Annotated in this window: 13 protein-coding genes; 12 read left to right on the top strand and 1 reads right to left on the bottom strand. The window is 31.4% G+C overall.

Annotation, left to right across the window (positions count from 1 at the left end):
* Positions 1-171: 171 nt before the first annotated feature.
* Both Q0776_RS11625 and Q0776_RS11620 read left to right on the top strand, forming a co-directional pair.
* The gene (locus Q0776_RS11625) at positions 172-1,287 is read left to right on the top strand and encodes a glycoside hydrolase family 88 protein (RefSeq protein WP_298368352.1); all 1,116 of its coding nucleotides are present in this window, start codon (positions 172-174) and stop codon (positions 1,285-1,287) included.
* A gap of 37 nt (positions 1,288-1,324) precedes the next feature.
* Complete coding sequence (locus Q0776_RS11620) at positions 1,325-2,119, top strand: carbohydrate-binding family 9-like protein (protein ID WP_298368350.1); 795 nt, start codon at positions 1,325-1,327, stop codon at positions 2,117-2,119.
* Between the two features lie 19 nt (positions 2,120-2,138).
* Here the strand turns inward: Q0776_RS11620 and Q0776_RS11615 are convergent, their stop codons facing one another.
* A complete protein-coding gene (locus Q0776_RS11615) occupies positions 2,139-2,999 on the bottom strand; it encodes an AraC family transcriptional regulator (protein ID WP_298368346.1) in 861 nt (286 codons plus the stop codon).
* Positions 3,000-3,154: 155 nt separating this feature from the next.
* On the opposite strand from Q0776_RS11615, the gene Q0776_RS11610 reads away from it, so the two are divergent.
* From Q0776_RS11610 to Q0776_RS11565, 10 genes are all read left to right on the top strand, one after another.
* Positions 3,155-4,174, top strand: coding sequence for a uroporphyrinogen decarboxylase family protein (locus Q0776_RS11610; protein WP_298368343.1), 1,020 nt, complete (start codon positions 3,155-3,157; stop codon positions 4,172-4,174).
* Positions 4,174-4,848, top strand: coding sequence for a cobalamin-dependent protein (locus Q0776_RS11605; protein ID WP_298368340.1), 675 nt, complete (start codon positions 4,174-4,176; stop codon positions 4,846-4,848). Before Q0776_RS11610 ends, Q0776_RS11605 begins: the two co-directional genes overlap by 1 nt.
* Positions 4,848-6,221: a uroporphyrinogen decarboxylase family protein gene (locus Q0776_RS11600; RefSeq protein WP_298368338.1), complete on the top strand. Its 1,374-nt coding sequence runs from the start codon at positions 4,848-4,850 to the stop codon at positions 6,219-6,221. The genes Q0776_RS11605 and Q0776_RS11600 overlap by 1 nt, the downstream gene beginning before the upstream one ends.
* 91 nt (positions 6,222-6,312) lie before the next feature.
* Positions 6,313-7,206, top strand: a complete 894-nt coding sequence (locus Q0776_RS11595) for a GTP-binding protein (RefSeq protein ID WP_298368335.1) — start codon at positions 6,313-6,315, stop codon at positions 7,204-7,206.
* A gap of 5 nt (positions 7,207-7,211) precedes the next feature.
* Positions 7,212-7,916 (top strand): vitamin B12 dependent-methionine synthase activation domain-containing protein, encoded by a 705-nt coding sequence (locus tag Q0776_RS11590; RefSeq protein ID WP_298368333.1) that lies wholly within the window; start codon positions 7,212-7,214, stop codon positions 7,914-7,916.
* A 163-nt stretch (positions 7,917-8,079) separates the two neighbouring features.
* Complete coding sequence (locus Q0776_RS11585) at positions 8,080-9,231, top strand: cytochrome P450 (RefSeq protein ID WP_298368331.1); 1,152 nt, start codon at positions 8,080-8,082, stop codon at positions 9,229-9,231.
* Positions 9,232-9,277: 46 nt separating this feature from the next.
* Positions 9,278-9,586: a 2Fe-2S iron-sulfur cluster-binding protein gene (locus tag Q0776_RS11580; protein ID WP_298368330.1), complete on the top strand. Its 309-nt coding sequence runs from the start codon at positions 9,278-9,280 to the stop codon at positions 9,584-9,586.
* Positions 9,587-9,592: 6 nt separating this feature from the next.
* Positions 9,593-10,849: an FAD/NAD(P)-binding oxidoreductase gene (locus Q0776_RS11575; RefSeq protein ID WP_298368329.1), complete on the top strand. Its 1,257-nt coding sequence runs from the start codon at positions 9,593-9,595 to the stop codon at positions 10,847-10,849.
* A 5-nt stretch (positions 10,850-10,854) separates the two neighbouring features.
* Positions 10,855-11,973, top strand: coding sequence for a Zn-dependent alcohol dehydrogenase (locus Q0776_RS11570; RefSeq protein ID WP_298368326.1), 1,119 nt, complete (start codon positions 10,855-10,857; stop codon positions 11,971-11,973).
* A gap of 24 nt (positions 11,974-11,997) precedes the next feature.
* Complete coding sequence (locus Q0776_RS11565; protein WP_298368325.1) at positions 11,998-14,487, top strand: glycoside hydrolase family 2 TIM barrel-domain containing protein; 2,490 nt, start codon at positions 11,998-12,000, stop codon at positions 14,485-14,487.
* Position 14,488: the final 1 nt, after the last annotated feature.

Below are 14,488 nucleotides of genomic sequence, written 5' to 3'. Positions count from 1 at the left end.
AGCACAATTAGTATGTTAGTTAAAACAATAGTCAATAAATACAATTTGCAGAAATAGAGAAGTTCTATGTAAACTTTTTTGCAAAAATTGAACTATTCCCTCTGAATATTTTTTTTAAATTAATACAATCGATTGTATTTTTAATATATTTGTTTAAATAAATTTTTGATTATGAAGTTTTATAAACACCTTTTAATTTTATTAGTATTGTTTGGAGTTACATTTTCAACACAATCTCAAACAATTAAGCCTATTGCCGTTAAAAAAGAAATGAAAAAAGTTGCCAATTGGCAAATTGAACATTTTAGAGAAACATATAGTGGTAGAAAAAAACCACATCACATTGCAGCTTGGACAAACGGAGCATTGTATGTTGGTATGGTAAAGTTGGCTCAAATGAAAGGCGGTAAAAAATATTATAAATGGTTGAAGGGAATAGGAGAAGAGCAAAACTGGAAATTACATAATAGAAAATACCATGCAGATGATCATACAATTGGTCAAATGTATTTCGAATTGTTTCGAAAATATGGGGATCCTAAAATGATAAAATCAACACAAGAGAGTTTCGATTTTATTTTAGAAAATCCCAGCAAACAACCAATAACATTGGATAATTACAAACACTTAGAACGATGGACTTGGTGTGATGCCTTATTTATGGCGCCTCCTGTTTTGGCAAAATTAACAACCGAAACTGGCGATAAAAAGTATACTGAATTTATGATGAAAGAGTTTGAAGCCACAAGAGAACATTTATATGATACTGATGAAAATCTATTTTATAGAGACAATAGTTATATTGGAAAATTAGATGATGGGAAAAAAATATTTTGGGCTCGAGGAAACGGTTGGGTTTTTGGAGGTTTAACATTAATTATGGATGAATATGAACCTGGTTCAAAAGAGTATGAATACTTTAAGGATATTTACCTTAAAATGGCAAATAAGTTAATTGAAATTCAAACTTTAGAAGGACATTGGGCAATGAGTTTGTTAGGGCAAGATAAATACCCTACTCCAGAAACTAGTGGAACTTCATTTTTTACTTTCGGTTTAGCCTGGGGCATTAACAATGGTTTATTAAATAAAGAAAAATTTCAACCTCATATAGAAAAAGCGTGGAACTCTTTGGTTTCCCATATAACAAAGGACGGAATGCTTGGTTATGTACAACCAATAGGAGCAGCTCCCGGAAAAGCTTGGGCAGATAAAACTGAAGTATATGGAACAGGAGCTTTTTTGGCAGCAGGATCTGAAGTATATAAATTAGTGAAAAACAAATAAAATAGGTTAATTTGTTCCTTATTAGAATCAATAATTTATGAATTCAAAAAATCTGGTTTTTAAATTTTACAAAATTGCGTTAATTTTTTGTGTATTAGTTTCGTATATATCTTGTAAAAAAGAATATAAACTATCATTAGATGATCGTCCACTTTTTAAAGTGAAGAAGACTGATAGAGCCATAGTAGCTGATGGTAAAATGGATGAAACTGATTGGACAAAAAGTGAGGTACGTACTTTTGATTATACATACAAAGCTGAAAAACCTGATGATACTCAAAAAACAACTTTTAGAATGTTGTGGGACGATGAAAATTTATACTTGTTTTTTGAATGCGAAGATAAATATATAACAGCAAGAGAAACTAAGAGAGATGGGATGCCGTTTTATGATGACTGTGCAGAGATTTTTTTAACTCCAGCTCCAAACAGTTCAAATGCGCATATTTGTTTTGAAGTAAATGTTTTAAAAGCAGTAAATGATATAGTTTATGTAAATGATTTTACCCAAGGTCTTGGACTTCCGGTAAAAGGATATAATCCAAATGATGTAAAAATAGGAGTGCAAATTAATGGTACCTTAAACGATAATTCGGACATTGATAAAGGGTGGACAATGGAATTTGCTATTCCAAAAGAGGCTTTTTTAGGTGCCGATAGACATTACCCAATTAAAGCCGGAACACAATGGGCTTTTTTAGCGTTAAGACAAGGTAGAAATGAAATTGAAGGAGAACGTAGAGTAACTTCAACCATATTTCCTGTAGATAATTTTATAGAAAAAGATGTACATCAACCAAATATGTTTGGGTTAATGGAGTTTGTTAAATAAGAAAAGATTAATTTTATAATTAAGACTTTACCTTCAGATACATTTTTTTAAAAACCAAAGGAGAGCAGTCCATAAATTTTTGAAACTGTCTATAAAAAAATGGTAAACTTTCGTATCCGCAATCATAAGCAATTTGACTTACTTGTTTATTAGTTTCAATTAAAGCTTTACAAGCAAGATTTATTCGATATTCATTTACATAAGTAAAAAATGATTTATTTAATGATTTTTTGAAAAATCTACAAAATGCTTCATCACCCATTGATACTAAATCTGAAACTTCTTTTAGTTTAATCTTTTTAGCATAATTTTCTTGAACAAAATCGTAAACTCGATCAATTCGATTGTTTGCTTTTAAATTTAAGCTTGGTGTAAAATCAGTTGAGGTAAGGGTTTTATAATCCTTTAGTCCACTTAAGTATTCTAGTAATTGAATGAAACTCAGTAACTTCTCTAAAGGGTTTTTAGTAACTATTGTTTTTAACTTTACCTCAATGTTTTTGGAAAAAGTTGGGTTAAACAAAACACCATTTGCTGCATTTTTTAGCAACGACCTTATATGCCTAAATTCATTTTTTTGAATCCAATTATCGCCTAATATGTCATCACTCCATTGAAATACAATAGATTTAACCATACCATTATTTTGAACAGAATCTTTCCAGCAGTGTGGTAAGTTAGAGCCAATTAAAACAAAATCTCCTGCTTCAAATTTTTCAACATTGTTTCCTACATACCGAATTCCTTCACCTTTGACAATATATGTTAATTCATATTCTGGATGAAAATGCCAAGGAGCATCAAAATTTTTATCTTCATAGATAAATGCGTTAAACGAACTGTCGGATGAAGAGGCTACTTTTTCAAAATGTGCTTTCAAATTTTTTGTGTTTAAGTTTTAAATATAATCAATTATATCTAATTAAGGTGTAATATGATAAAAATCATATCAAAATAAGGTATTATATTGTTAAAATCAAAGTAGATTACATAGAAATACTGAGGTAAATTTGTGTTAAACAAAATCTAAAAACAATGACAAAACGTGAGATTATAAAAATGGTGCTAAACCACGAGAAACCACCTTATGTGCCTTGGTCCTTTAAATTTACAAAAGAACCAAAAGAAATGTTAGAAGAACACTTTAAATCGGATGATTTAGATATAACTCTTGGAAACCATATTTTAAACTTAGGTAGCGATATTGGTTTTTTTGATGAGGTCGAAAAAGACCATTTTAAAGATGTGTTTGGTGTAGTTTGGGATCGATCAGTTGATAAGGATATAGGAATGCCAATTGAGGATATTATTAAAGAACCTTCAATTGAAGGTTTAGAATTTCCTAATCCACACGATCCTAGATTTTTTGATAATATAGAATCTGAAATTGAGAAAAAACCAGATTTATTTAGAGTGTTTCAAATAGGATTTTCTTTATATGAAAGAGCATGGTCAATGAGAGGTATGGAAAACTTATTGATGGACTTTTATATGTACCCTGACTTTGTACACGCTTTATTCGAAAAAATTGCAGATTACAACATTGCTCAAATTGACAAAGCGTTAGAATACGATATTGATGCCGTATATTTTGGAGATGACTGGGGACAACAACATGGTTTAATTATGGGAGCCGATTTATGGCACGAGTTTATGTATCCACAAATTAAACGAATGTATAAACGTGTTAAAGATGCAGGTAAAAAGGTAATGATTCACTCTTGTGGAGATGTGGATGAGTTATTTCCGTCTTTAATTGATGCAGGTTTAAACTGTTTCAATCCTTTTCAACCAGAAGTAATGGATGTTCACGAAATTCATAATAATTATTTAGGGAAACTTTGTTTCCACGGAGGTTTATCAATGCAAAAAACATTGCCGTTTGGAACCCCTGAAGAAGTTAGAGAAGAATCTGAAAAGCTTATAGAAATGGGTAAAAAAGGAGGTTATATTTTCTCTCCTTCTCATTCAGTTGAAAGCGATACTACATTAGAAAACATATTAACATTTATTGAAGTTGCAAAAGCACAACTTAAAAAAGAAGAACTAGCGTAATGGAAGATTTATTTAACAAAATATCGGATTGTGTAGAGTTTGGTAAAATTAACAAAGTTTCACCTTACCCACCAAATATGAAAGATCAAGATGGTGCTGATGAATTAACAGTACAAGCCTTAGAACAAGGTGCAAGTGCACGTGAAGTATTGGAAAAAGGCTTAATACTTGGTATGGAAAAAGTAGGTGTTAAATTTAGAGAAAACAAAGTATTTGTTCCTCAAGTTTTAATGTCTGCAAAAGCAATGAATACTGCAATGGAACATTTAAAACCATTGTTTGCTGAAGGAAATACAGATAAAAAAGGAGTATTTATTATTGGTACAGTCGCTGGTGATTTACACGATATTGGTAAAAATCTAGTTTCTATGATTGTTGAAGGAAACGGTTACGAAGTAATTGATTTAGGAACTGATGTTCCTGCAAAAAAATTCATTGATACAATTAATGATTTCCCTGATGCAATTATCGGTCTTTCTTCATTGTTAACTACAACAATGGCTAGTATGGAAAACATTGTAAAAGAAATAAAAGCAGTGCATCCAAACCAAAAAGTAACTATTGGTGGAGCACCTATTACACAAGAATTCTGCGACCAAATTGGAGCAGATAATTTTTCAGCAGACCCACAAGGTGTTGTTGAATTTATGAATAAACTTAAAATCTCAGCATAATGAAAGGTTTAGAACTAGTAAAAGCAGCTATGAAACGTCAGGAAGTGGAACGTGTGCCTTGGGTACCATTTGTTGGTGCGCACGCAGGACATTTGTTAGGCTTAAATGCTACCACTTATTTTAAATCTGAACAACATATTATTGATGGTGCGGAGGAAGCAATAAAAAAATACAACCCAGATGGTATTCCGGTAACGTTTGACCTTCAAATTGAAGCTGAAGTGTTGGGTTGTGAATTAAAATGGTCAGAAGATAATCCGCCGGCTGTAGTTTCTCATCCGTTAGCAGATGGAAGTTTAAAACTGGAAGATTTAAAAGTTCCTTGTCGTTGTAAAGGTAGAATTGCAACTGTAATGAATGCTACTTCAAAAATAAAAGAAGCGCATCCAGATATTGCTTTATACGGATTAATTACTGGACCGTTTACATTGGCATTGCATTTAATGGGTACAGATATTTTTATGAAATTATTTGAAGACCCAGAGTACGTAGGTAAAGTAATGGATTATTGCACCAAAGTTGGTAAAGCAATGTCTGATTATTATATTGAAGCTGGTTGTGATGTAGTTGCAGTGGTTGATCCAATGGTTAGTCAAATAGATCCAATGTCTTTTGAAATGTTTGTTTCTCCGTATTGTAAAGAAGTTTTCAGTCATATTAGAGAATGTGGAGCTTTGAGTTCTTTCTTTGTATGCGGAAATGCTACACAAAACATTGAAGAGATGTGTAAATGTGAACCAGACAATATTTCGATTGATGAAAATATTCCTTTAGATTTCTTAAAAGAACAATGTGATAAATACGAAATCAGTTTTGGTGGAAATATGAAGCTGACTTCTGTTTTACTAATTGGTACTCCAGAAGATTGTAAGTTCGAAGCAATAGAATGTATGGATATTGGTGGTAAAAAAGGATTTATTTTAGCTCCTGGTTGCGATTTACCAATGGCAACTCCTCCTGAAAATTTAGAAGCTATTGCAGAAATTGTTCACGATGAATATCAGCAAGATGTGTTAAGAACAAAAGGGCAAACAGCAAAAGATGTAGAGTTGTTAGATTTAGAAAATTACTTTACAAACGATAAAGTAAAAATAGATGTAATTACTTTAGATTCTGAAGGTTGTGCACCTTGCCAATATATGATGCAAGCAGTTGAATTGGCTGTTGAAGAAATTGGAGCTGATAATATTGAATATGTAGAGCATAAAATTAAAAACCAAGAAGGTATTCAAATGATGATGAGTTTAGGTGTTAGAAACCTACCAACTATTTGTATTGATGGAGAAATTGAATTTATTTCAATTATTCCTCCAAAAACTGAATTGGTAAAATGTATTCAAAAGCATTTAGATACTAAAGTTGTTGTTAATTAAATAAAAGTTATTGCGAATAATGAGTAGTAATCTCACGTTTGTCATTCTGAACAATAGAGAAGAATCTCATTATACTGATAATCAATAAAAAATGATAACAGACTTAATTCTTATTAGTGGATTTTTAGGCAGCGGAAAAACAACGCTGCTTAAAAATCTACTTTCTTTACATAAAGGAAAAAGAATTGCAGTTATACAAAACGAGTTTGCGCCAAGTGGTGTAGATGGTAAAGAATTAAAACTTTCTGAAGATAATTTTAAACTTGTAGAAATAAATAACGGCTCGGTTTTTTGTGTTTGCTTGTTAAGTAATTTTATTGAAAACATTTCAACCTTAATTGAACAATACAATCCAGAAATAATTTATTTAGAAGCATCTGGAATTTCAGATCCAATTTCAATTTGTGAATTATTAAATAAAGACGAGATAAGCAATAAGGTCCGTTATGCTGGGGCTTGGTGTGTAGTTGATGCTTTAAACTTTAATAAAAGTGCTGCTTTTGTACAAAGAGCAAAACATCAAGTTAGAGTGGCTGATAAAATTATTTTGAATAAAGCAGATTTGGTTGATAAAAACCAAATTGAAAAGGTTATTGAAAAAGTAAAAGACATAAATCCGTTTGCAGTAATTGAACAACATCAATTTTGCAATGTAAAATCAACGGAGTTAAATCAGGTAAACGAAATACCAAACATAACTTCCGAAGATACGCGACCTGAAGAAATAAAAACAGCTGTGTATAGAACAACTGATATTATTTCAGAAGAAAAATTAAACGTATTTTTAAAAGAATTAAGTAGCATAAGTATCCGAGCAAAAGGTTTTGTTAGGGTAGGAGTTAACGAGTTTAAATTGTTTCATTTAACCTATAATAATTACGAAATAATTCCATTAGAAAATTATACCGGAAGTTGTGAAATAATAGCCTTTGGTGAGCAAATGAGTTTAAGAACGTTACGAGGGTTATTTCAAAAAACAAAATAAATATAGTGAAAGGCACATATACATATAAGATAGATTTTTCAGAAATTGAACTTGAAAAAGAAGAAATTTCATCGTTTATGGGTTTAGGACCAGTTCCTGAAGAACCATTTAATAGTATGATTGATGCTGCTATAGAATTACTTTCAAATAATAAAAATATTGAAGGTGGATTTACCCTAAAACCTGTAACAGATTTTTCAGCTAAAGAAGGGTTTATTAAAGTTGAAGATAAAACATTTGAAACAGGAAGAATGATTACTTCATTTTTAAGAAATGCTGAATTTGCAGCTTTGTTTACGTGCACTGCAGGCTATGAAGTCGAAAAATTGAGTAAAAAGTTTAATGCTGAAGGAGATATTGTAATGAGTTATGTAGTAGATTCAACAGGCTCATTATTGGTTGAAGGTGCAATGGATCTTATTTATGAAAAATTAAAAACAATGGTAAGTTTAAACAACTTATCACTAACAAATAGATACAGTCCAGGATATTGCGATTGGTTGGTTAAAGATCAACAAAACCTATTTTCATTCTTTCCAAAAGGCTTCTGCAATGTTAGTTTAAGTGAAACTTCATTAATGAGTCCAGTAAAATCTGTAAGTGGAATTGTAGGTATTGGAAAAAACGTAAAATACCTTGGTTACATTTGTGATACTTGTAAAAATAATACGTGCGTTTATCGGGCTAAAAAAATGTACGTAAAACATTAAAGACGAATTAGTCTTTAATACCTATTTTGACTTAAAATCATCGTTATTTTGGTAATTCAGTCAAAATAGGCACTTTTATAGCTAATAAAGTTTATCATTTTTATACTTAGAATCTTCATTTTTGAAAAGATAAATTTAGTATACCAAATAAAGAAGAAATAGTATGAAGAAAAGTGAAATTTCAGATCCGTTTGAAAAAGCAAGACTAGAAAAAGGTTTTGGTGAAATGGACGATCAAAATGATCCTGTTGTTATGGCATTGCGTCATAAAGATGTTCGTAGGTGTGCACATAATTGGAAAACCTTTCAATCGGGAGCTGAACCAGGACGTATTGTAATTCCTTCAGAAGTTAATATTAGAGATATTCGTCAAATTCCTTTTGAATTAGACCCACCAATGCATGGTGATTATAGAGCAGTTGTTGAAAAATGGTTTAAACGTCCGTTAGAAGCAAATTATGAGGCAGGTTTAAAATGTATTATTGATGGAGTTGTGGATGAAGCTTTAGCTAAGAGTTCAGTAGAAGCGATTGAAGAGTTTTCATTGGTTTTACAGTCTAGGGCACTTACATTGTTATTTAATGTTCCGTTCGAGGAATCAGAAACTTGGATTTCTTGGGGAACTCATGTATTTAGAAGTAAAGATTCAGCATTAGATGCCGATAAAGCAAATATATTATATGATTATATAGATAACAAAATTGCTGAAAGCGAAAAAAATCCAGGCCAAGATTTCTATTCTGTATTGTTAGCATCAGACGTTAATGGTAAAAAATTAACAAAGGAAGAAATAAAAGGAGTATTGATGTTAACTTTTGCAGGTGGAAGAGACACGGTAATAAACGCAGTAACAAACTCTATTGCGTATTTTGCTGAGCACCCAAAATCATTAGAAAGATTAAAAAATGAACCCGAATTAATCAATTTTGCAATAGAAGAATTAATTAGATATTTTTCACCATTAACGCAAATGGGGCGTGTTGCTACAGAAGATACACAGGTTTGCGAACACGCAATAAAAGCTGATTCTAGAATTTCTTTAAATTGGGCTTCTGCAAATAGAGATGCTACTGTTTTCGAAAACCCAAATGAGGTGGTTTTAGATAGGAAAATGAATCCACATGTTGCATTTGGTTTTGGAACGCATAACTGTTTAGGTGCAACTCATGCTCGTCAAATATTAAAAGTATTAATTAATACCTTAATAGAGAAAGTGAAATCAATTGAGATTATTGATGCAAAGGAAAATATCGAAACTTTGGGAGAATTTAAACGTAAAGTTGGTTTTGACAGTATTAATGTGAAATTTAATTAAATAAAAAAAGAATAAACTATTACTACAACTATAAAAATAAATTAAAATGGCAAAAATAACATTTATAACAAGAGATAACGAATCAATAACAGTAGAAGGAAATTCAGGAAATGTAATGGAATTGGCTGTGCAAAATAAAATTAAAGGAATTGATGGTAACTGTGGAGGAGTTTGTTCATGTGCAACTTGTCATGTACATGTAGAACCTTCAGATTGGGCTAAAACGGGAGCTCCAAATGCGATGGAAAGCGATATGTTAGAATTTGATGAAAAAGTAAGTGACCACAGTCGTTTATCTTGTCAAATGAAAGTTACTGAAGATCTAGATGGTGTAGTTTTAAAAGTTGCGAACTAAAATATAATGTCAGAAAATACAACTTCAAATAAAATTTGCGTTGTCATTGGTGCTAGTCACGCCGGTGTAAACGTTGCTTTTTCATTAAGAAGAGAAGGTTGGGAAGGGGAAATAATCTTGTATGATAGTGATCCGGAAATGCCTTATCACAGGCCTCCATTATCAAAAGCATATTTATCTGCTGAAAATAATTCAGAATTAGATTTATTGTTTCCTGAACAAAATTACGCATCAGAAAATATAACTTTAAAGTTAGGTGAAACTGTTTCAGAAATAAATAATGAAGAAAAAACAATAACCTTATCTTCTGGGGAAATTCAATTGTACGACAAATTAGTTTTAGCAACAGGAGCAAGACCTTTTATTCCTCCAATTAATGGAATAAAAACAGCGAGTAATTTGTTTCCTATGAGAACTTTTGCTGACACGGTTAGTATTCAAAAAGCTATTAAAAATTCAGTAGAAAAAAGAGTAGTTATTATTGGTGGTGGATATATAGGTTTGGAAACTGCGGCTTCATTAAAAAAAATAGGTGCTAAAGTTGTGGTTTTGGAAAGAGAAGAACGTGTTTTAGAACGCGTTACAGCTCCTGAAATGTCAACTTTTTTTAGTAAACTACATCAAGAAAATGGTGTTGAGGTGTTACCAAATAAAAATGTTGTTTCAATAAAAACTTCCGAAGGAATAAATGAAGTTGTTTGCGATGATAATACTTCATATAAAGCAGATTTAATTGTTGTTGGTGTTGGAATTAAAGTAAATATTGATTTAGCTGAAAAGGCCGGTGTTGAGATTGAAAACGGAATTAAAGTTGATTCTTCAGCTAAAACAAGTGATGCTAATATTTATGCTATTGGAGATTGTACGTATCATTTCAACCCACATTACAATCGTTTTATTCGCTTAGAATCTGTTCAAAATGCCGTTGATCAAGCAAAAGTAGCTGCTTTAGCAATATGTGGTAATCAAGTTGAGTATAACGCTATTCCTTGGTTTTGGTCAGATCAATATGATGTGAAATTACAAATGGTTGGACTTTCAAAAGGTTATAATGAAGTTATTCAACGTATAGAATTAGACAATGATAAATGCCAATCTGTTTGGTATTTTAAAGATAACGAATTATTAGCTGTAGATGCAGTTAACAATGGGAAAGCCTATGTGTTAGGTGGTCGATTTATAAAAGGAAAACAAGAAATTGATAAGTTGAAATTAAAAGATGTTTCTATTCCAATTAAGCCAACAAGTTTCTTAAAAGATTAAAAAATATGAGTTTACAATGTAAAGCAGCTATTGCAAAAGGCGATGGTTCTTTTTCAATAGAAAATATAAAAGTTGAAAATCCTAAAAGTGATGAGGTTTTAGTTAAAATTAAAGCTGCTAGTTTATGTCATACAGACCACGATTCTTTAAATTGGGGAAAGCCAATTGTTATGGGACACGAAGGGTCTGGAATTGTTGAAGCCATAGGAAAAAATGTAACAAGTGTAAAAGTTGGAGATGCAGTAATTTTAAATTGGGCAACACCTTGTGGTGAATGTTTTCAATGCAAACACGAAAACGAGCATATTTGTGAAAATAATTCTCCAGTAGTTGCAGGAGCAAATGGTTACACGCCAGGTCACGCTCATAAAGAAGGAACAACTTGGAATGGTAATGCAATTGAACGTTCGTTTAATATTGGAACTATTTCAGAATATACGTTAGTTAAGGAATCGGCGGTTGTTAAAAATCCTATTCAAGATATGAATCATAGTTCAGCAAGTATTATTAGTTGTGGAGTTATGACAGGTTTTGGGTCGGCAGTAAATACTGCTCAAGTTGAAGAAAATTCATCTGCAGTTGTTTTAGGAACAGGTGGAGTTGGATTAAATGTTATTCAAGGAATTAAAGTTTCTAAAGCTTCAAAAATTATAGCAATTGATGTTAATCAGCAACGTTTAGATATGGCTGTAGAATTTGGTGCAACGCATACTATTTTAGCCGATAAAAATGACAAAGGATTGTTGAAAGCTGCCGAAAAAGTGAAAGAAATGACAAATGGAAGAGGTGCCGATTATGCCTTTGAATGTACAGCAATTCCTGAATTGGGAGCTGCTCCTTTAGCAATGGTAAGAAATGCTGGTACAGCAGTTCAAGTAAGTGGCATTGAACAAGAAGTTTTAATTGATATGGCTTTGTTTGAATGGGATAAAAAATACATCAATCCGTTGTATGGTAAATGCAATCCACAAACCGATTTCCCAAAAATTGTAAATCATTACAAAAAAGGAGAAATTATGTTAGATGAAATGATTACCAGAACCTATCCAATTGAAGAATTAGAACAAGCTTTTAAAGATATGCTCTCTGGTAAAAATGCCAAAGGTGTAATTGTATTTGAATAAAAAAAAATCTCAATAAATATTATAATGAAACAATTAATTTGTTTGTTAATAACACTTGTAACAATAAGTCTTTCTGCTCAAGAAATTGACTTATTAAAGAATTGGAAATTTTCTAATTACGATTATGGTAATGCATTTAAAGAAGATTTTGATGATTCTAGTTGGGAATCTGTAACAGTTCCACATGATTGGGCAGCGAAAGGAGATTTTAATTTTGCTCATGACGTTCAATTAACAATGGTTGTTCAAGATGGAGAAAAGAAACCAAGGTATAGAGCAGGAAGAACTGGCGCTTTACCTTTTGTTGGAGTTGGATGGTATAGAACAAATTATGCTGTTTCAGAAAATGATTTACAGCAAAAAGTTCAATTGCTTTTTGATGGAGCAATGAGTAATTCAAAGGTATATGTAAATGGAAATTATGTTGGAGAACGACCATTTGGTTATATCTCTTTCTATTTTGATATCACAAAGTTTTTAAAGCCAGGTGAAAATACAATTGCAGTAAGATTAGAAAATTTCAACAGTCAGTCGCGCTGGTATCCAGGTGCAGGTTTGTATCGTAAAGTATCTGTAATTAAAACAAATAACACGCATGTAAAAACTTGGGGAACTTTTATTACAACACCAAAAATTACCAAAAAAACAGCTCAAGTTCATTTAGATTTAGATGTTTTAGGTGAAGGAGAATGTACGGTAGTTAATGAAATTATAAACCCTAAAGGTGTTTCAGTAGCTAAACAAATTAAAGAAGTTACTATTAATAATGAACTTAAAATTACTGAAGATTTTGAAGTTAAAAAACCAATGTTGTGGGGATTAAAAACACCTCAATTATACACATTAAAAACTTCAATATTAAAGGAAGGAAAAGAAATAAATTCATATTCAACAACTTTTGGAATAAGGTCAATTAGATTTGAAGTAGATGGTTTTTATTTAAATAATGAGAAAATTCGATTCAAAGGTGTAAATATGCATCACGATTTAGGTCCTGTTGGAGCAGCATTTCATAAAGAGTTATTTGTACGTCAAATGAAAAAAATGAAAGAAATGGGGGTTAATGCAATTCGTTTTTCTCATAATCCACCTGCACCAGAAGCGTTGGATATTTGTGATGAAATGGGACTTTTAGCCATTGATGAAGCTTTTGATGAATGGCAAGTAGGAAAAGTAATGAATGGATATTCTGTACATTTTGATAAGTGGGCAAAAACAGATTTGACCGATATGATTATTAGAGATCGTAACCATCCAAGTGTTATTATGTGGAGTATTGGTAACGAAATTATGGAGCAGTATAAAGGAGACCCAAAAATTTGTAATTTTTTAAATGATATTGTTAAAAGTGTCGATACAACCAGAGCTACAACTGCTGGATTTAACAATCCTGCTGGTGCTTTTAAAAATGGTTTGGCCGAAACAGTAGATGTTGCAGGGTTTAATTATAAGCCTGGAATTTATAATGTAATTAGAAAAGAATATCCAAACTTAAAATTTTATGCAAGTGAAACAGGTGGAGCTGTGAGTGTTAGAAACAGTTATAAATTTCCTGTTGTATTTGATACGATTCATAATCCAAGAGGAAATTCTTTAAATACTAAAGTTTATTCAGATGGATATCCAGGGAATTTTGAAACAACAAATGTTCCTTGGGGTTATCCTGCATTTAAAGAGTTTGCTTCACTAGAAAAAAACATTACTGTTTATGGAGAGTTTGTTTGGACTGGTTACGATTATTTAGGTGAACCATCACCATATCACGATGCTAAATCAAGAAGTTCTTATTTTGCACCTGTTGATTTTGTGGGATTAGAAAAAGATAAATTTTACTTGTATCAAACACAATGGAAAAAAGATAAAGATGTATTACACTTTTTTCCACACTGGACTTGGCCTAAATTAAATGTAAAATCATTTCCTATAGTTTGTTATACTTCTTATGAAAAAGCTGAATTATTTGTTAACGGTAAAAGTTATGGAATTCAGACAAAAAAGCCACTAAAAAAACATTCGTACGAAAGCCCTACTCTCTCTAAACCAGCATCTGGTGGAGGTAATTGGGATTTAATGAATGCTTATGCAATTATTTGGAAAGATGTAGTTTACGAACCTGGTGAAGTAAAAATAGTTGCTTACAATAAGAAAGGGAAAAAAGTTGGAGAGGTTACAAAAGTTACTGCAGGTGATCCACATTCAATTAAAATTGAACCTGAATTAAATTCAATTAACAATGGTGAAGTAGGTGTTTATGTGATTTCTGTAGTTGATAAAGATGGTAATTTATGTCCGCACTACAATAAAAACATGAACATTGAAATTAGTGGTTCCGCAGAATTTTTAGCATCTGGTAATGGAGACCCAACAAATATGCAAAACCTTTCAAAGCCAATTAGAAAACTATTTAATGGACAAGCAGTTATTTTTGTTAAATCCAATAAAAAAGGAGTAGTTAAAATTAATGCCACTTCAGAAAAATTGCAAGGCTCTAATAATTCATTAATTGTAAATTAGT

It is taken from the genome of uncultured Lutibacter sp. (assembly GCF_947495725.1).
In the GTDB taxonomy this organism is placed as follows: Bacteria; Bacteroidota; Bacteroidia; order Flavobacteriales; family Flavobacteriaceae; genus Lutibacter.
This window is presented reverse-complemented; position numbering and strand designations above follow the sequence as displayed.